Annotated in this window: 17 protein-coding genes and 2 pseudogenes; 8 read left to right on the plus strand and 11 right to left on the minus strand. The window is 73.3% G+C overall.

The genetic code is table 11. From position 1 onward, the window contains the following. Nucleotides 1-971 (minus strand): serine/threonine-protein kinase (locus tag BZZ08_RS36070; RefSeq protein ID WP_133169251.1); only part of this gene is annotated, 971 nt, incomplete at its 3' end. A 217-nt stretch (nucleotides 972-1,188) separates the two neighbouring features. Continuing rightward, a complete protein-coding gene (locus tag BZZ08_RS36075) occupies nucleotides 1,189-1,983 on the minus strand; it encodes a VOC family protein (protein WP_104636390.1) in 795 nt (264 codons plus the stop codon). A 134-nt stretch (nucleotides 1,984-2,117) separates the two neighbouring features. Here BZZ08_RS36075 and BZZ08_RS36080 point away from each other — a divergent pair, with 134 nt between their 5' ends. The 3 genes and pseudogenes from BZZ08_RS36080 (at nucleotide 2,118) to BZZ08_RS36095 (ending at nucleotide 4,192) form a co-directional block, all read left to right on the plus strand. After that, on the plus strand, nucleotides 2,118-2,753 hold the full coding sequence (locus tag BZZ08_RS36080) for a TetR family transcriptional regulator (protein WP_104636391.1): 636 nt from the start codon (nucleotides 2,118-2,120) through the stop codon (nucleotides 2,751-2,753). Between the two features lie 310 nt (nucleotides 2,754-3,063). Continuing rightward, on the plus strand, nucleotides 3,064-3,489 hold the full coding sequence (locus tag BZZ08_RS36090; RefSeq protein WP_104636392.1) for a pyridoxamine 5'-phosphate oxidase family protein: 426 nt from the start codon (nucleotides 3,064-3,066) through the stop codon (nucleotides 3,487-3,489). Nucleotides 3,490-3,524: 35 nt separating this feature from the next. Continuing rightward, nucleotides 3,525-4,192, plus strand: a pseudogene (locus BZZ08_RS36095) (pyridoxine/pyridoxamine 5'-phosphate oxidase). Between the two features lie 7 nt (nucleotides 4,193-4,199). Here BZZ08_RS36095 and BZZ08_RS36100 read toward each other — a convergent pair. Further along, nucleotides 4,200-4,817 (minus strand): GNAT family N-acetyltransferase, encoded by a 618-nt coding sequence (locus BZZ08_RS36100; RefSeq protein WP_104636393.1) that lies wholly within the window; start codon nucleotides 4,815-4,817, stop codon nucleotides 4,200-4,202. Between the two features lie 99 nt (nucleotides 4,818-4,916). On the opposite strand from BZZ08_RS36100, the gene BZZ08_RS36105 reads away from it, so the two are divergent. Further along, nucleotides 4,917-6,122, plus strand: a complete 1,206-nt coding sequence (locus tag BZZ08_RS36105) for a flavin-containing monooxygenase (RefSeq protein WP_104636394.1) — start codon at nucleotides 4,917-4,919, stop codon at nucleotides 6,120-6,122. On the opposite strand, the gene BZZ08_RS36110 is transcribed toward BZZ08_RS36105, so the two are convergent. Next, entirely contained in the window at nucleotides 6,119-6,994 is an 876-nt protein-coding gene (locus BZZ08_RS36110; protein WP_104636395.1) for a hypothetical protein, read from the minus strand. The two genes, BZZ08_RS36105 and BZZ08_RS36110, sit on opposite strands and share 4 nt — an antisense overlap. A 21-nt stretch (nucleotides 6,995-7,015) precedes the next feature. Then, nucleotides 7,016-8,323: an MFS transporter gene (locus BZZ08_RS36115; RefSeq protein WP_104636396.1), complete on the minus strand. Its 1,308-nt coding sequence runs from the start codon at nucleotides 8,321-8,323 to the stop codon at nucleotides 7,016-7,018. Nucleotides 8,324-8,394: 71 nt separating this feature from the next. On the opposite strand from BZZ08_RS36115, the gene BZZ08_RS36120 reads away from it, so the two are divergent. After that, nucleotides 8,395-9,420 (plus strand): GlxA family transcriptional regulator, encoded by a 1,026-nt coding sequence (locus BZZ08_RS36120; protein ID WP_104636397.1) that lies wholly within the window; start codon nucleotides 8,395-8,397, stop codon nucleotides 9,418-9,420. Nucleotides 9,421-9,724: 304 nt separating this feature from the next. Here BZZ08_RS36120 and BZZ08_RS36125 read toward each other — a convergent pair whose 3' ends face one another. The 3 genes from BZZ08_RS36125 to BZZ08_RS36140 all read right to left on the minus strand — a co-directional run bounded on the left by BZZ08_RS36125 (nucleotide 9,725) and on the right by BZZ08_RS36140 (nucleotide 11,767). Then, nucleotides 9,725-10,198 carry an ATP-binding protein gene (locus BZZ08_RS36125; protein ID WP_198601893.1) on the minus strand — a complete coding sequence of 158 codons (474 nt, stop codon included), beginning with the start codon at nucleotides 10,196-10,198 and terminating at the stop codon, nucleotides 9,725-9,727. 494 nt (nucleotides 10,199-10,692) lie between these two features. Then, on the minus strand, nucleotides 10,693-11,205 hold the full coding sequence (calD, locus tag BZZ08_RS36135; RefSeq protein ID WP_104636400.1) for a calcium binding protein CalD: 513 nt from the start codon (nucleotides 11,203-11,205) through the stop codon (nucleotides 10,693-10,695). A gap of 181 nt (nucleotides 11,206-11,386) precedes the next feature. Then, complete coding sequence (locus tag BZZ08_RS36140) at nucleotides 11,387-11,767, minus strand: STAS domain-containing protein (RefSeq protein ID WP_104636406.1); 381 nt, start codon at nucleotides 11,765-11,767, stop codon at nucleotides 11,387-11,389. 329 nt (nucleotides 11,768-12,096) lie between these two features. Between BZZ08_RS36140 and BZZ08_RS36145 the strand changes: the two genes are divergently transcribed. Both BZZ08_RS36145 and BZZ08_RS36150 read left to right on the plus strand, forming a co-directional pair. Then, nucleotides 12,097-12,690, plus strand: coding sequence for a sigma-70 family RNA polymerase sigma factor (locus BZZ08_RS36145; RefSeq protein ID WP_104636401.1), 594 nt, complete (start codon nucleotides 12,097-12,099; stop codon nucleotides 12,688-12,690). Further along, a complete protein-coding gene (locus BZZ08_RS36150) occupies nucleotides 12,687-13,949 on the plus strand; it encodes a zf-HC2 domain-containing protein (protein WP_104636402.1) in 1,263 nt (420 codons plus the stop codon). Before BZZ08_RS36145 ends, BZZ08_RS36150 begins: the two co-directional genes overlap by 4 nt. A 189-nt stretch (nucleotides 13,950-14,138) precedes the next feature. Here BZZ08_RS36150 and purU read toward each other — a convergent pair whose 3' ends face one another. Both purU and BZZ08_RS36160 read right to left on the minus strand, forming a co-directional pair. Next, entirely contained in the window at nucleotides 14,139-15,020 is an 882-nt protein-coding gene (purU, locus tag BZZ08_RS36155; protein ID WP_104636403.1) for a formyltetrahydrofolate deformylase, read from the minus strand. Nucleotides 15,021-15,067: 47 nt separating this feature from the next. After that, nucleotides 15,068-15,568, minus strand: a complete 501-nt coding sequence (locus BZZ08_RS36160; protein ID WP_104636404.1) for an SCO4402 family protein — start codon at nucleotides 15,566-15,568, stop codon at nucleotides 15,068-15,070. A gap of 116 nt (nucleotides 15,569-15,684) precedes the next feature. Here BZZ08_RS36160 and BZZ08_RS36165 point away from each other — a divergent pair, with 116 nt between their 5' ends. Further along, complete coding sequence (locus BZZ08_RS36165; RefSeq protein WP_104636405.1) at nucleotides 15,685-17,001, plus strand: ABC transporter substrate-binding protein; 1,317 nt, start codon at nucleotides 15,685-15,687, stop codon at nucleotides 16,999-17,001. Nucleotides 17,002-17,026: 25 nt separating this feature from the next. Here the strand turns inward: BZZ08_RS36165 and BZZ08_RS36170 are convergent. Then, nucleotides 17,027-17,717: pseudogene (locus tag BZZ08_RS36170) on the minus strand (hypothetical protein); the annotation flags it as partial.

Below are 17,717 nucleotides of genomic sequence, written 5' to 3' on the forward strand. Positions count from 1 at the left end.
GCCTGGACGGGGGCGCGGGCGCCGGACGGGCCCGGGCCGCGGCCGCCGCCCGTGGTGGCGGGCTTGACCGCGGGGCGGCCGTTGCGGCGTCCCTCGATCAGGCCCACGGCCCGTTCGGGCAGCCACGCCGACGCCGTACCGCTGTCGTCGGAGCCGGAGCCGAAGAGGTGCGGGGCGAGCTGGGACTGGAGGTCGGCCGGGTTGGGGCGGCCGGTGGCCTCCATCTGCATGCAGGACTCGATGAGCGGGCGCAGCTCGTCGGGCAGGCCCTCCAGGTCGGGGCCCTCGCGCAGCAGCATGAAGACCGTCTCGACCGGGTTGGCGCCGTGGAAGGGCGGGTGTCCGGTGGCGGCGAAGACCAGCATCGAGCCGAGCGAGAACACGTCGCTGGCCCCGGTGACGCTGCGGGAGTCCTTGGCCTGCTCCGGGGACATGTAGGCGGGGGTGCCGACGGCGACGTTCGTCATGGTCAGACGGGTGTTCGAAACGCCGGACGCGATACCGAAGTCGATCACGCGGGGGCCGTCCTCGACCACGAGGACGTTGGAGGGCTTCAGGTCGCGGTGGACCAGGCCCGCGCCGTGGATCGACTGGAGCGCCTCCGCGACGCCGGCGGCCAGCCAGCGCACCGCCTGGGCCGGCAGCGGCCCGCACTCGTTCACTATCTCCTCGAGGGAGGGTGCGGGCACGTAGGCCGTGGCCAGCCAGGGCACCGCGGCGCGGGGGTCGGCGTCGACCACGGCCGCCGTGTAGAAGCCGGAGACCGCGCGGGCCGCCTCCACCTCGCGGGTGAAGCGGACGCGGAACAGCTGGTCCTCCGCCAGTTCCGTGCGCACCGTCTTGATCGCCACGCGCCGCCCGGACGCCGAGCGCGCGAGATAGACCAGCCCCATGCCGCCGGCGCCGAGCCGGCCCAGCACCTCGAACGGCCCGATCCGCCGCGGATCGTGCTGCGTCAGCTGATCCACCACTTGCCTGCCACCTCCCCGTACGGGCCGCGCCACCCACATATGTACGCGACCGAAGTGCAGCGTCTCACCACCGCACCTCCGTGGCGCCACGCACCCCGATTCTTCCTGTCCGAGGCGCTGGTGGCGAACCTGACGACAATCGGGGTGTCTAGCCTGATTCCGGGCAAAGAACCCTCACGAGACCGTTCCCGGCCCCGTTCGGGCTCGCGGCCGCCGCTCAGCGCCGCAGCAGCGCGAACGACGCCCCCTGACCGTCCGAGACCACCGCCACCCGCCCGTACGACGTCCCGAAGGGCGGCACCCGCACCCGCCCGCCGAGCCGGGCCACCGCGGTGAGAGCGGCGTCCAGGTCCTCGACCAGGAAGTGGACGAGGAAGTGCGGCGGCATCTCGGCGGGGAAGACGTCCGAGACCCGGGCGCGGCCGAAGTCCGGGGAGGCGTCCGGGCCGAAGAGCGCGTCGTGGAACAGGTCGCCGTAGAAGGCGTTGGCGGCCTCCGTGTCCCGGGTGTACAGCTCGGCCCAGGCGAAGGTGCCCGGCTCGTGCCGGCGTCCGAAGCCGGTACGGCGGCCCGGCTGCCAGAGCCCGAACACCGCACCGTCGGGGTCGGCGGCGAGGGCGGCGGTGCCCAGGTCGCCGACCGGGCGGGGCGGGGTGACGACCTGACCGCCGCCCGCCCGGATCCGCGCGGCGAGCGCGGCGGCGTCCGGGGTGTGGAAGTACACGGACCACACGGTGGGCATCCGGCCGTCCGTCTTGCGGACCAGCGCGGCGACCGGCTCCCCGCCCAGGCACGCCCGTACGGACGCCCCCGCCGCCCGGTAGGGGCTCTCCTCGGTCTCCCCCTCCTCTTCCTCCCGGAAGGTCCAGCCGAACAGCTCGCCGTAGAAACGCCTGCCCGCCTCGACGTCGGAGAGCTGTGCGTCCACCCAGCAGGGGATTCCCTCCCGGCGGGCGGACGGACGGTCCGACGACTTCGGCGACCTCTTCTCGAATGCCCCGTTTTCGGCCATGCCGTCAAAGTAACCGCGTCGCCCGCACCGCGCAGACCAGGCACACCAGCCTCTCTCCGCGCTCACACCCCATTTGCAGTCGGCCGAATCGCGCTCGGATCACCCGTCGGTAAGCTGACGGCATGACAGGACAAGTGCGTACCGTCGACGGCCGCGTGGCCGGTCGACGTGGGCAGGCGACCCGGCAGAAACTGCTCGACTGCCTCAGCGAAATGCTCAGCTCCTCCCCCTATCGCGATGTCAAAGTCATCGATGTCGCACGCAAGGCGGGCACCTCGCCCGCGACCTTCTACCAGTACTTCCCGGACGTCGAGGGAGCCGTCCTGGAGATCGCCGAGCGCATGGCCGCCGAGAGTTCCTCGCTGGCCGAGCTGACGGCGGGCCGCTCGTGGGTCGGCAAGGCCGGCTGGCAGACGGCACAGGAACTCGTCGACGGATTCCTGGAGTTCTGGCGGAAGAACGACGCGATTCTGCGCGTGATCGATCTCGGCGCGGCGGAGGGCGACAAGCGATTCGCCAAAATCCGCATGAAGATCCTTAACTCGGTGAATTCCTCCCTCTCGGATTCCGTCGCCGATCTCCAGGCAAAGGGCAAGGTCGACAAGGACGTGAACCCGGCGGCGATCGCCGGATCACTGGTCGTCATGCTCGCGGCCGCCGCCTCGCACCAGAAGGGCTTCTCCTCCTGGGGTGTGAAACAGGCGGAACTCAAGCCGCATCTCGCCCTGTTGACGTATCTCGGCATCACCGGAAAGAAGCCCACCAAGTAGTTCGCCGCGCGGCAGCCTGTCATCTCCGCTCCGCCGCGTCGCCGCCCGTCGCACTTCAGCAGATCTCCGGGTCTCCCGGTCTCCAGCAGTCCTCCAGACCTTTGTCGCCCCGTCGGCCGCCCGCTCGAACTCGGCGACCGTGCCCCGGCCCTCCGGCCGCTCCGGCACGAGTCCAGCGCCTCGAAGTTCAGCCCCCGCGACGGCCCCGGCCGGGGAACAGCCGTCCGCCCGGCCGACGTTGTGTTCAGCATCCAGAACCGCACAGCATCCGCATCCGCATCCGCATCCGCATCCGCTGGAGGAGACCGCCGTGGCCCTGACCCGCGAAGAGCGTGAGACGTTCCTGGCCGAGCCGCACATCGCCGCGCTCGCGGTCGACGCGGGCGCGGGCCGCGCCCCGCTGACCGTGCCGATCTGGTACCAGTACGAGCCCGGCGGCGAGGTGTGGATCATGACGGGCCTCGACAGCCGCAAGTACGAGCTGATCAGCAAGGCGGGCCGGTTCTCGCTGCTGGTCGACCGGCTGGAGCCCACCATCCGCTATGTGTCGGTGGAGGGGCCGGCCGTCGAGACGGTCACCGCGACGGAGGAACACCTGCGGGAGATCTCCGCGCGCTATCTCCCGGCGGAGAAGGTCGACGGTTACGTCGCCTTCGCCTCGGCGAACCACGGCGAGCAGGTCGTCGTCCGGATGCGCCCCGAACGCTGGGTCTCCTCCGACCTCGGCTCCGTGTGACCCCCGGGCGACCCTGGCCGCACGACAATCGGGGTATGGGAACCGATCTTCACGAACTGCTGAGGTCGCTGCGGGTGTGGGACCCCGCGGTCACCGAACTGCCGCCCCTCGACCCGGCCGGCGCGCCCGGCGACCCGCTGGAGCTGTTCACCCGGTGGTTCGCCGAGGCGGTCGCGGCCGGTGAACGCGAGCCGCACACGGTGTCGCTGGCGACGGCGGACGCCGAGGGCCTGCCGGACGCGCGGGTCGTGATGCTGCACGGCGCGGACGCGGACGGCTGGGCCTTCGCCACCCACGCCGACAGCCGCAAGGGCCGCCACCTCGCCGCCCGCCCGTACGCCGTCCTCGTCTTCTACTGGCCGGTGCTGGGCCGGCAGGTGCGGCTGCGCGGACCGGTCGCCACCGCCCCGGCCGAGGAGGCGCGGGCCGACCTGCACGCGCGGTCGACCGGCGCCCTGGCCGCCGCGCTCACCGGCCGGCAGAGCGCGGAGCTGGGCTCGCCGGACGAACTGGCCCGCGCCTCCAAGGCGGCCTGGGAGCGGGCCGAGCGGGAACCGGACGCCCCGGTGGCGTCCTGGACGCTGTACCGGCTGCGCCCCGACGAGGTGGAGTTCTTCCAGGGCGAGGCCGTCGGCGCCACGTACGGCTGGCCTACCGCCGGACGGAGGACGGCGACTGGGACCGGCGGCTGCTGTGGCCGTGAACCGCGCTCACCGCGCGCCGGGCGGCGTCGGCTCCTCGTCCGTCGCCAGGCGCGCGTGCAGGTGCACGTCCCGGAACGCGTCGTGCCGGCCGGCCGCGAACATCGCCTCGCGCAGGGTCCCCTCGGCGCGGTAGCCGCTGCGCTCGGCGACCCGGCAGGAGGCGTCGTGGCCCACGGCGTGGCCCAGTTCCAGGCGGTGCAGGCCGAGTTCGGCGTAGGCCCAGCGGGAGGCGAGGAGCAGGGCCCGGGTGGCGACGCCCCGGCCGCGGGCCTCGGGCAGCACCCAGTAGCCGACCCGGGCCACCTTCATCTGCCGGCTGATCTCGTTCAGACCGATGTGCCCCAGCGTCGTACCGCTCTCGTCGTCGGTGATCCGGAACGACGCCGACCTGCCGTCCGCCGCGTCCCGCGCCCGTCCCCGCAGCGACTCGCGGGCCCCGGCGAGGTCGGTCCACAGCTTGAGCGTCGTGTTCCAGCGCTGGAACTCCGGGTCCAGGCAGCCGCGCAGCCACGTCTCCGCGTCGGCGTCCGAGGCGGCGTCCCAGGCGCGCAGGCGCAGTCCGTGCCCGCGGGGTTCGGAGTGGGCGAGGGACGGGTCGAGGGTGTACATGCGTGTGTGGGCCATCCGGCCATTCAAGCCGACCCGTCCCGGTCGTGACCGATCCGCAACCGATTCCGGTCTTGACCGAGACCCATCAAGCGGGGGCGCGATTACGCTCGCCGCATGGCCGACTCCACCGTGTCCGCTGAACCGCAGCGGCCCGCCCACCCCGCGGGCCTGCCCGTCTACGTCATAGGCGCCGGCCCCGGCGGTCTCGCCGTCGCCCAGGCGCTGCGCGCCCGCGGTCTGCGGGCCGTGGTCCTGGAACGGGCCGAGGGCGTCGGCTCCTCCTGGCGGCGGCACTACGACCGGCTGCGGCTGCACACCACCCGCCGCCTGTCGGCGCTGCCCGGCCTGCCGATGCCGCGCCGCTTCGGACGGTGGGTGGCCCGGGACGACGTGGTGCGCTACCTGGAGAAGTACGCCGAGTACCACCAGCTGGAGATCGTCACCGGCGTCGAGGTCTCGCGCGTCGAGCGCACCCCCGACGGGACGGGCTGGCTGCTGCACGCCTCCGGGGGGCGGGAGCTGACCGGCGCCGCGGTGGTGGTCGCCACCGGCTACAACCACACCCCGCGCGTGCCGGACTGGCCCGGCCGGGACACCTACACCGGTGAGTTCCGGCACGCCGCCGAGTACCGCTCCCCGGCCCCGTACGCGGGCCGCGACGTCCTGGTGGTCGGGGTGGGCAACACCGGCGCCGAGATCGCCGTGGACCTGGTGGAGGGCGGGGCCGCCCGGGTCCGGCTCGCCGTGCGCACGGCGCCGCACATCGTCCGCCGCTCCACCGCCGGGTGGGCCGCCCAGTACACCGGCGTGCTGTGCCGGCGGCTGCCGGTCGCGCTGGTGGACCGGCTGGCCCGGCCGGTGGCCCGGATCAGCGTGCCCGACCTGTCGGCACAGGGGCTGCCACGTCCCGACACCGGGCTCTACAGCCGGGTGGCCGAGGGGGCCATCCCGGTGCAGGACGTGGGCCTGATCGAGGCGGTGCGCGCCGGCCGGGTGGAGGTCGTCGCCGCGATGGACGGCTTCGAGGACGGCAAGGTGCTGCTGGCCGACGGCACCCGCATCGCCCCGGACGCGGTGATCGCGGCCACGGGGTACCGGCGGGGGCTGGAGGGGCTGGTCGGGCACCTCGGCGTCCTGGACGGCTCCGGCAGGCCGGTCGTGCACGGGGGCCGTACGCCGTCCGGTGCCCCCGGCCTGTACTTCACCGGGTTCACCAACCCGATCAGCGGGATGCTCCGCGAACTGGCGATCGACGCCGGTCGGATCGCCGGGGCGGTGGCGAAGAGGGAGGCGGGCCGCGTGTCGCGGCTGCCGGGCTAGCCCCGGGTGAGGATCAGCAGATCACCGGCGTCCGGGTCGCCGAACAGGGCGAACAGCTCGGGTGCCTGTTCACTCCCTCCGATCGTCCAGTGCGTCTCCTCCCCGCAGTCGCCGTCGAGCCTCACGAGGACGGCCTCGCGGTCGCCGTACCGGTCGCGGGTCCAGCTGCCGGTGCCGCCGCACCTGGTGTAGTCCTGGCCCGCTTCGAGGTCGGGCTGGGCCGGGACCCGGTTCAGCTCGGCCCGGCCTCCCGGGGCCAGCCGCAGCACGGCCCCGTGGTCTCCGCGATAGTCCCCGGCGAGCTGCCCGGCGGACAGCCGAGGGGGTTCGTAGTCGTCGGCGAGGGCCGCCACGGCCAGCCCGCCGACGACGAAGAGGACGAAGCAGGCGGCGGCCGAACGGAGCCAGACGCTCCACCCGCCCCACGCCCGCCGGCGCAGCGGGGCGAGGAACAGCACGGGCAGGATCCCGACACCCGCGAACCAAGGCATCGTGTCTCTCAGCGACCAGTCCTCCACGATGTGCCCCAGCACGGCCCACCCCGCGCCGACCAGCACGGAAGCCACCACGTGCCCGGCCCACTCGGGCCCGCGCGGGCGGCGCGGGAAGAGACGGGACAGCGTCGCCGCGGGCATGACCTGCGCACTGGAGTGCAGGACTCCGAGGAGCGGCAGGATCAGCGGGACGCAGAGCACACCGAAAGCTCCCCCGCCGCGCCCGTAGTCGTCCTGCCCCGCCCCCACGAAGAGCCACCACGCCAGCCACACCAGCGGCAGTTGCACCGCGCACAGCGCCGACGCCAGGTTCCACTCGTCGTTCGACCACGCCAGGCGCCCCCGTCCGGGCGCCCCCGGCCCTGCTCCCCACCCCATGCCCGGGAGCTTACGACTCGCTCATGACAGGGCCGCCACCGGCACCGGGCGTCGTCGGATCACCAGCGCCATCAGGGCCGCCGCCGCGCACAGCGCCCCGGAGGCGACCCACACCACGTCGTAGGAGCCGAAGTGGTCGCGGGCCATGCCGCCGAGGAAGGCGACGAGGGCGGCGCCCACCTGGTGCGAGGCCAGCACCCAGCCGAAGACGATCGCGCTGTCGTCGCCGTAGTGCTCGCGGCACAGGGCGAGGGTGGGCGGGACGGTGGCGACCCAGTCGAGGCCGTAGAAGACGATGAAGAAGATCACCGGCGGATGGACGCTCGGCGCGAGCAGCATGGGGAGGAAGAGGAGGGACACGCCGCGCAGGGCGTAGTAGACGGCGAGCAGGCGGCGCGGTTCGAAGCGGTCGGTGAACCAGCCGGAGGCGATCGTGCCGGCCACGTCGAAGACGCCGATGACGGCGAGCAGCGAGGCCGCGGCGGTGATCGGCATGCCGTGGTCGTGGGCGGCGGGCACGAAGTGGGTCTGGATCAGGCCGTTGGTGGAGGCGCCGCAGATCGCGAAGCTGCCGGCCAGCAGCCAGAACGGGCCGGTGCGGACGGCGGAGAACAGGACCGCGAGGGTGCGCCGGGCGGCGCCGGGGACGGGCGCGGGCTTGGGTACGAACTCCTCGGCGCCGTACGGCTTCTGGCCGACGTCGGCCGGGTGGTCGCGCAGCAGGAGCCAGACGAAGGGGACGACGGCCAGGGCGGCGAGGGCGACGGTGACGGCCGCCGGGCGCCAGTCGTACGTCTCGACGATCCAGGACAGCAGGGGCAGGAAGATCAGCTGGCCGGAGGCGGAGGCGGCGGTGAGGACGCCGGTGACCAGGCCGCGCCGCTCGGTGAACCAGCGGTTGGTGACGGTGGCGGCGAAGGCCAGGGCCATGGAGCCGGAGCCGAGGCCGACCAGCAGGCCCCAGCACAGGATGAGCTGCCAGGCGGAGTTCATCCACACGGTCAGTCCGGAGCCGACCGCGATCACCAGCAGGGCGACGGCGACGACCCGCCGGATGCCGAAGCGGTCCATCAGCGCGGCGGCGAAGGGCGCGGTCAGCCCGTAGAGGGCGAGGTTCACGGAGACGGCGGCGCCGATCGTGCCGCGCGACCAGCCGAACTCCTGGTGGAGCGGGTCGATGAGGATGCCGGGCAGGGAGCGGAAGGCGGCGGCGCCGATGATCGTCACGAAGGTGACGGCGGCGACCCACCAGGCGCGGTGCACGCGCCTGCGGCGGGCCGGCTCCCGCTGGTCCTCGGTCACTGCGGCGGCGTCGGTTGTCTGGGTCACGTCACAGAGTCTCCGAGCGGGACCGCCGCCGATCCAGTGGCCCGAAGGACAGCGTTCGCTAGGATCGGGCCATGGCCTCCGACACCCTCGGCGCTCCGCCCACCGCCGACCGCCCACACCGCGTCGTCGTGCTCGCCCTCGACGGCCTGCTGCCCTTCGAACTGGGCATCGCGCAGCGCATCTTCGGCCTGGCCCGCGACGAGCACGGGCGCCGGCTGTACGAGGTCGTCACCTGCTCGGTCCGCCCGCCGGGCCCGGTCGCCACGGACGCCGACTTCGAGATCCTGGTCGGGAACGGCCCCGAGGCCCTGGCCACCGCCGACACGGTGGTGGTCCCCGCCTCCTACGAGCTGGGCCCCGTCTACGAGGAGGGCGTGCTGACCGGGGAACTGGCCGCCGCGCTGGCCCTCGTGCGGCCCGGCACCCGGCTCGTCGCGATCTGCACGGGCGGGTTCGTGCTGGCCGCCGCCGGATATCTGGACGGCCGCCCGGCGACCACCCACTGGGCCTCCGCCGAGCACTTCCAGCGGCTGTTCCCGCAGGTGCGGGTGGACGCCGACGTGCTGTTCGTCGACGACGGCGACGTGCTCACCTCGGCCGGGGTCGCGGCCGGGATCGACCTGTGCGTGCACATCGTGCGCCGGGACCACGGCACCGCCGTCGCCAACGAGGTGGCCCGCCGCACCGTCGTACCGCCGCACCGGGACGGCGGGCAGGCGCAGTACATCGAGCGGCCGGTGCCGGATCCGCAGCAGGCGTCCACGACGGGGGCCCGCGCCTGGGCGCTCGGCCGCCTGCACGAGCCGATCCAGCTCCGGGACATGGCCGCGCAGGAGTCGATGTCGGTACGGACCTTCACCCGCCGGTTCCGCGAGGAGGTCGGCGTCAGTCCGGGCCAGTGGCTCACCCGGCAGCGCGTCGAACGGGCCCGGCACCTGCTGGAGTCCACCGTGCTCTCCATCGACCAGGTCGCCCGGGACGCGGGGTTCGGCACGGCCCAGTCGATGCGGCAGCACCTGCAGGCGGTGCTCGGGGTCACGCCGACCGGGTACCGGCGGACCTTCCGCGCGGAGTTGTCCACAGCCTGTGGAGAATGATCGGGGTCCGTCCCGAACGCGTCGGCCGGCGGCGCGGCGTTGCCCGCCCCGAGCACGGCATCGCGCGCCGCCGCCCGACTCCGGCGCTCCCGCCCGGCTCCCGTCGCCCCCGAGGGAACCGCCGCCGACACGACCCACGCTCGTCGAGGGCTCCGTCACCGAGCCCTCGTCGTCCCCTCGCGGCGAATCGTTGCCTACAAGCGTGAGGAAACGGTCACGATCCGTCAACCGGCAAGGGGAGTTTCCTCACGTGTGTCCCGTTTCGCCGGGGACGCGCACGGAAGCACACCCCGGCGCACGGCCGTTACACCACTTCGTACGCGAATCCCTCGTACGCCACCGCGCCGCCGCTCGGGCAGGCCGGCGGGGTCTCCTCACTCGCGGCGCACCGGTCCAGTTCGCACCAGATGCGCTTGCCGGTGCCCTCCCGGCTCCAGCCCCAGCGGTCGGCGAGGCCGTCCACGAGGGCGAGGCCCCGGCCGCCCGTCGCCTCGCCGCCGGCGCAACGGGGCACGGGGGCGCGGTCGCTGGCGTCGTCCACTTCGAGGCGGACGGTGGCCTCCTCGGTCTCCTCGGTCACCGCGCCCGGCAGCACCAGCCGCAGGACCGCCGAACGCCCGGTGTGCACCACGGCGTTGGTGACGAGTTCGGAGACGAGCAGGACCAGCGTCTCGGCGAGTGGTTCATCGGCCCGTATCCCCGAACCGGCGAGCCGTGAACGCGCCCAACGCCGGGCACGCCCCACTTCCGAGGGGTCTGGACGGACCTCCAGCTGCACTTGAAGCACCTGCACCGCTCACACCATCCGAACCGGCGGACACAAAGGCTCGCGCCTCATGAGGGCCACGATCGTAGCCATTTCCAGCATGGCCAGAACAACGGCCGGGGCAGGGATCACGGACCGTGAATCCCCTGCGGGACAGCATGGTTGACGTACAGTCACGTCAACAAGCGCTTCGGGCATATTCCAGCGCGAAGGAGTACGCGTGCGGCATACTGTGCGACGCGCTTTCCGGGGAGTCGAACAGGCGGTGGCCGACGGCCGTCGCACCCTGCGGGGCAAGGCGCACACCACCGGTTCCGGAGCCGCCCCAGGGGCAACTCCGGCACGGCTGGCGCTCGGGACCACTCGCATCCACCACAAGGTACCGGAGTGTGGCACCGACTCCGGGCCGTGACGGACCACTCGGCGGACACAACCCGGTATCAACGTTCCGTGACGTCGTTCTGCCACGATCCGCGGCACCCGGGCGCGTGCCCCTCCGGTACGCGCTACTCGGGCACGGTGAAGTAGCGGGCGAAGGCCGGGACGATCTCCGCCTCCCCGACCTTGCCGTCGCCGTCCGTGTCGAGCGCGGCCGCGGCCGGCCCGGCGAGGTCCTCCGGCACGCCGAAGGCGGTCAGCGCCCGCGCGGTGTCCGCGACGGTGGCCGCTCCGTCACCGTCGGTGTCGGCGACGGCGAGTGCGGCGTGCAGGAAGGGGCGGGCGATCTCGGCGAACCGGTCCGGCTTGTCCCGCAGCCGCTTGACCGCTGCGGTGACGAATTCCTCGCGGGTGATGCGCTGGTCGCCGTCCCGGTCGGCGATGCCGGCCAGGCCCTGCCAGAGCGCCTCGGCTCCGCCGTACAGGGCCTGCCCCTTGTCGGAGCGGGCGGCGACGCCGAACTCGGCGAGCAGTGCCTTGGCCGCCCCGCTGAAGTCGGAACGGTCGATGTGGCCGTTGCCGTCCTGGTCGAAGGTGGTGAACCGCGCGGCGATCCTGCGCTCGTACTCGCTGTTGACCATGGTTCTCTCCGGCCGCCTCACGTCGGTGTTCGGGGTACGTCTCGCCGGGAGCGTACGTCGCGGGGCGCCGCCGCGGACGGGACTTGCCGCGATGGGCCGCGACGCGCCGTGCCGCTGCCATCGCCGTCGTTTGCCGTCGCCGCCGTTGTCGCCGCTGCCGCCGCCGCTGCCGCCGCGCGGCCTACGCGGACAGGGGCCGTGGCTCGTCCCCGGTCGCCGAGGCTAGGTCGGGGTGGCACTCGAAGAGCCGGCGCACGCCCAGCGCCCCGAGGACGCGGTTGACGTGCGAGCCGTCGACGGCGCCCTGGGCGGGCAGTATCAGGCGCAGCCTGCCCTGGCAGGAGCGGATGAGCCGCCGCGACGCGATGAGGACGCCGACCCCGCTGGAATCGCAGAACAGCACGTCGGAGAGGTCCAGGACGAGGCTGTGCCGCCCCTCCGCGACCTCGTCGTGCACGCGCTGCCGCAGCACCGGTGACGTCACCAGGTCCAGTTCGCCCGACACCTGGAGCACGGCCCACTGGCCCCGCTCGCCGCCGGTCACGTTGAACGTCACCACCATGCCCTTCATCCGTCGGAACGTCTGGAACTTCCGGGATCCACCCGAAACGGAAGCCATACTTACGCTTCTTGGCGGCGCGCCTGCCCACCGGCCGTTCCCGCAAACGCCGCGGCGGAAACGGAGGCCGGTCGAAAGTGGCTTGTTTCAGACGCTTTCGATCCTGTTCGATCGAATTCGGTCGCACGCTAGAGGGTAGTCGAGGCGCATATCACCTCCGGCCGACCGGGGGCGCGCATTGGAACAAAGGGGCGTGCGCTGTCGGACGTGCCGACTACATTCGGGGAGAGCGTGGCCGCAGGCTGGGACCGAGGAGGGGGTGGAGGGACCGCATGGCGAAGAGGGACGCACCACTGCGCTGGGACCGCAAGATGCAGCAGCGGCTCGCACGCGGCGAGGCCGCCGCCCTGGGCGAGCTGTACGACCGGTTCGCCTCGCTGGTCCACGGTCTGGCGCACCGCGTGCTCGACGACGAGCGGGCCGCCGACCACCTCACGCGCGACGTCTTCGCGCACGTCTGGGAGCATCCCGACGCCTACGACCCCCGACAGGGCCCGCTGCGCACCTGGATCGCCACGCTCACGCACCGTTTCGCCGTCCAGCGGCTGCGCGCCACCGAGACGGCGGCCCTGGTGCGGGGCGGGCCGGGCACCGCGGAGGAACTGGAGACCAAGGTGCGGCGCGCCTCGGTCGCCGCCCGCGCCGACTACATCGTCCAGTCCATGCCGGCTCCGCTGCGCGCCGCGCTGGAGCTGGCCTACTTCCAGCGCCGCGACTACCGCCAGACCGCCGCCGACCTGGGCGTCACGGAGGACGAGGCCCGCCGCCGCCTCCGCCTGGGCCTCCAGCTCCTGTCCACCGCCCGCGACGCCGGCACCGCCCCGCACCCGCCCGGGGCCCCGCCCGAGTACGGGGGTGCGGCATGAAGGCGTATGAGGAGGACGACGGGGACAACGGGCACGACGAGAAGGGGGCAGCCGACGACACGGAGACCGGCACCGGCACCGGAGCGCGTATTCCGCTGCCCCGTGCCTCCGTCGAGGACGGCGGGCGGGTACTGCCCGACCCGGCGCCGGTCGCGCTGGAGCACCAGGTGCTGACGTCGCTGCTCGGCGCGTGGGCGCTGGCCGCCTGCTCGGCGCAGGAGGCGGCGGCCGTCGAGGAGCACCTCGGGGAGTGCGAGGCCTGTGCCGAGGAGGCGCTGCGCCTGCGCGAGGCCGTCACGCTGCTCCAGCGGCCGGAGAGCCTCGATCTGGATCCCGCCCTGCGCACCCGGGTCCTGGACGGGTGCCTGGAGCGGCGTCCGCCCCGCATCCCGGTGCCCGAGTGGGCCACCCCCTACGACGCCGAGACCGCGCGCCTCGACGCGCTGCTCCAGGACTTCGGGGACGCCGAGTGGCACGCCCCGGTCCGGCTGCGCTGGTTCGAGGGCGACGGCGCCGCGAGCCGCCGCACCACCGTCGCCGGGGTCATCGCCCACCTGCTGACGGTCGACGGGACGGTCGCCGTCGCCCTGGGCCTCGACGACCCACTGGGCGACATCACCGCGCCCTCCCGGGCGCCGGCCGCCCGCACGGAGGCGTACTGGCGGGCCTCGCACTATCCGCCCACCCGCGCGGTGCGGGCACCCTGGCGTGCGCAGAGTCACAGCATCGTCCGGACGGTGGCGTTCACCGGCGACGCGGGCGGGCTGCCGGTCTCGTACGGCGACTTCGAGCTGCCGCTGCGGGACGCGATGCTGGACCGGGCGTTCGAGTGCTGGGTGCACGCGGAGGACATCGCCGAGGCGGTGGACTATCCGTACGCGCCGCCGTCCGCGCGCCATCTCAACGGCATGATCGACCTCGCGGCCCGGATGCTGCCGGGCGTCCTGGCGGCCCGCCGCCGGGCCGGTCTGGCCACGCCCGGCGACCGTCCGCACCTGGTCGCCGCGGGTGAGCCGGGACGCAGCCTGCGGCTGGAGATCGAGGGCTCGGGCGGCGGCGAGTGGCTCATCCCGCTGGACTCCCCCGGCGCGGTGGGCTCCGCCGATCACGAGGTGGCCCATGTCGCCCTGGACGGCGTGGAGTTCTGCCGACTGGCCGCGGGCCATGTGCCTCCGGCGGAGGCGGCGGCGGGTCAGGTGGGGGACCGGGAGGCGATCCGGGACGTGCTGTTCGCCGCGGCGAGCTTGAGCCGGATGTAGGGGGCGGCGGCTGTCGCGTCGGCGGCTGCGGGTGCGTGGGGGTTGCTCGCGCCCACCCGGCGGAGCCGCATATTCAGTACCGCCCCGCGCCCCTTGAACGGCGTTCACCGCGTCTTTCGGGGGCGCGGGGAACCGCGCGACAAGCCGCCGACTACCCGCAGCCGCCGACGAGACCGAACCCGCGCCCCGCTAGGCGAAGACCACCGTCCGGCGACCGTTGAGCAGAATCCTCCGCTCCGCATGCCACTTCACGGCCCGCGCCAGCGCCTGGCACTCCACGTCCCGCCCGATCGCCACCAGCTGGTCCGGCGTGACGTCGTGGCCGACCCGCTCGACCTCCTGCTCGATGATCGGCCCCTCGTCGAGGTCGGCCGTCACATAGTGCGCGGTCGCGCCGATCAGCTTCACGCCCCGCGCGTGCGCCTGGTGGTACGGCTTGGCGCCCTTGAAGCTCGGCAGGAAGGAGTGGTGGATGTTGATGATCCGCCCGCTGAGCGCCTTGCACAGGTCGTCCGAGAGGACCTGCATGTAGCGGGCCAGCACGACCAGTTCGACGTTCTCCTCGCGCACGATCTCCAGAATCCGGGCCTCGGCCTCCGGCTTGGTGTCCTTCGTCACGGGGATGTGGTGGAAGGGGATGTCGTAGGACCCCACCAGCTCCGCGAAGTCGGTGTGGTTGGACACCACGGCGGCGATCTCCACGGGCAGCGCGCCGATCCGCGCGCGGAAGAGCAGGTCGTTCAGGCAGTGCCCGAACCTGCTCACCATGAGCACGATGCGCATCTTCGCGTCGGCCCGGTTGATCTGCCAGTCCATGTGGAAGGCGTCACCGATCGCGGTGAAGCTGGCGCGCAGCTTGTCCACGGTCACCGGCTCGCCGGCCGAGAAGTGGACCCGCATGAAGAACAGGCCCGTGTCGTGGTCCCCGAACTGCTGGCTGTCCTCGATGTTGCAGCCGGTCATGAACAGATAGCTCGACACGGCGTGCACGATGCCCTGCTTGTCGGGGCAGGACAGGGTGAGGACGTACTGGTCGGCCGGGGCGTCGGCGGCGGAGGACTGCGCGTTCATGCAGCACAGGGTCCCATATCCGGCCCCCCGGACCGCGAGCCGTCCCGTCAGGCGGACCGGGTCAGGATCTGCAGCACCTCGAGCGTGCGCGGCTCCGTCTCCGGGTCCTCGCCGTCACTGGTGGCCAGCCGTACGTGCGCGTCGCGCGCCGCCCGTACCGCCTCCGGCCAGTCGGCGTGCTCCAGGTACGCCGTCACCGGCGCGTCCGGCCCCACCTGGTGCATGATCCGCAGCACCCGCAGCACGGCGGTGTCGACCAGCGCCGCCTCCTGCGAGTCGCGGAAGACCGTGCCCACGTACTTCTCGGCCGACCAGTGGTCCAGCCAGGTGTCCTCCACCAGGCGGTACACGGCGTCGGTGACGTCCCCGTAGCCGTCGACGCCGGCCAGCCAGACGTCCCGCTGGAAGGCGGGGGAGGAGAGCATGTGCAGCGCGGAGCGCACCTGGCTGCGCCAGCGCCACCACGGCATGTCGTTGAGTGGCATGCCGCCCATGGTGGAGGAGCGACGGCCGCGACGGGAAGAGTTCTCCGAACCTTGCACGGTCATCGATCCTACGTTCCTCTTCCCCGCCTCCTTCCGGCGCCCGTAATTCACCTCCGTGTCACCACGCGTTGACCGCAGGTCACTCCCGGGTTGGCCGGGTGACGGAATCGTGTGGGTACATGACCGGCAGGCGACCCATCCGCAGCACCCTCCCCGGCGGCCTCGGCGGCCGCTCCCGGGCCACCCGCACCGGCGCCCTGGCCGCGTGCGCGCTGGTGGCGTGCGCGTCACTCGCCGTCGGTTGCGGGGTCGTCCCCGGTGCCACGGGGGGCTCCGGGGACGACCCGATCACCGTCATGACCTGGGCACCGCAGGACACCGGCGCCACCAACAAGCCCGGCATGCCCGCCCTGGCCCAGGCCTACGCCCGCTGGGTCAACGCCCAGGGCGGCCTCGGCGGCCGCAAGCTCAACGTCCTGACCTGCAACGACGACAACGACAGCGTGGCCGCCGCGAAGTGCGCTCGCCGTGCCGTCAAGGAGCACGCGGTCGCCGTCCTGGGCTCCTACAGCCAGTACGCCGACTCCTTCTTCCCCGTCCTGGAGGGCGCCCGCATCCCGTACATCGGCGGCTACGGCCTCACCAACTCGGAGTTCACCAGTCCGCTGTCGTACCCGGTCAACGGGGGCCAGCCGGCGCTGCTCGCGGGGCTCGGCAGCGCGCTCGCCGGCTCCTGCGGGCCGGTCTCGCTCGTCCGCCCCGACACCATCGCGGGCGACCAGCTGCCCGCGCTGCTGGACTCGGGGCTGGTCTCGGGCGGGCACGAGCGGGCCCACGACCAGCGGGCGGCGGAGGACGCCACCGCGTACGACGACCAGGCCGCGCGGGCACTGGCGCGAGAGGGCACCGGCGGGGGCAGGCCGGGGTGCGTGGTGCCGGTCCTCGGGGACCGCACCGGCACCTTCATGGACTCCTTCCGGCGCGCCCGCGAGGACCACCCCGACGTACGGACCGCGACCGTGCTCGGCAGCGTCGACCAGACGACGGTCAACGCGAGCGGCGGGGCGTCCGGGCCCTACGAAGGGGCGTACGTCACGGGCTGGTACCCGTCGGTGGGCGACCCGGCCTGGGACGGGATGAAGAAGCTGATCAAGGAGCAGGCGTTCGGCGACAACGACGTCGACGCGGCGGACGCCGGAGTGCAGACCACCTGGATCGCCTACACCGTGTTCAAGGAGGTCGTCGAGTCGCTCGGTGACGGCGAGGTGAGCGCCGACACCGTACGGCGGGCCCTCGACGACGGTCTGGAGGTCGGCACCGGCGGGCTCACCCCCGACCTGAGGTGGACGTTCGCCGACAAGCTGGCCTCGGTCGGCTTCCCGCGCCTGGTCAACGCCGACGTCACCCTCCAGGTCGTGCGGGAGGGCCACCTGGTCTCGGCCCGCCGGGGCGCCGTGGACACCACCCGCACCCTGCAGAACGCGGACGTGGCCTAGCGGGCGTCCGGCGGACCGGACGGGCTCACAGCTGGGTCGGTCGGCGTTCGGTCAGGCCGTACTTCTTGGCGATGGCGTTCCAGAGCGCCGCGGCCTTGGCCTTCTCCTTGCTGGCCGTGCCGCTCGCCCGGTTGGCCTCCGAGGGCTGGGTGGCGGCCTTGCCCTTCTTGCAGCCCTTCTTGCCGGCCGTCCGGTCGGCCCAGGCCGCGTAGTGGTTGTCGGCCGACGCGGAGGCCTGCCACGCCTTGGTGAGCGCGGTGGTCAGCTCGGTGTGCCGGGGCAGCTGGTCCACCGACAGCTGGGAGAGGCTGTCGACCAGCCCGCTGCGCTGCTTGGCGGCCTCGCGGAGGTCCTTGGCCGCCTGGGAGAGGTTGTCGCAGGTCTTCACGTCGCCCACGGCGTTGATCACCGTGGTGCGGCCGGTGCCGCTGTCGGCGAGCAGCTTGTCCAGCTCGACGGCCTGCTGCCGGACCGGGTCGGCGGACGGCGAGGCCGGGGCGGACGCGGACTCGGAGGCGGGGGCCGTGGCGGACACCGTCTGGTTGCCGCCCTTGTCCTCGTCCTCTCCCCCGCCGGCCATCATCGCGCCGGCACCGACCCCGACGACGGCGATGCCGACGCCGACGGCCGCGAGGAGCGGCAGCCGCGAACCGCCGCGACCACCGCGGCCGCCCCGGCCGCCGCCGTCGTCGTTCCCGCGCCGCCTGCCGCCGCCA

Source organism: Streptomyces sp. MH60 (assembly GCF_002939385.1).
Classification (GTDB): domain Bacteria; phylum Actinomycetota; class Actinomycetes; order Streptomycetales; family Streptomycetaceae; genus Streptomyces.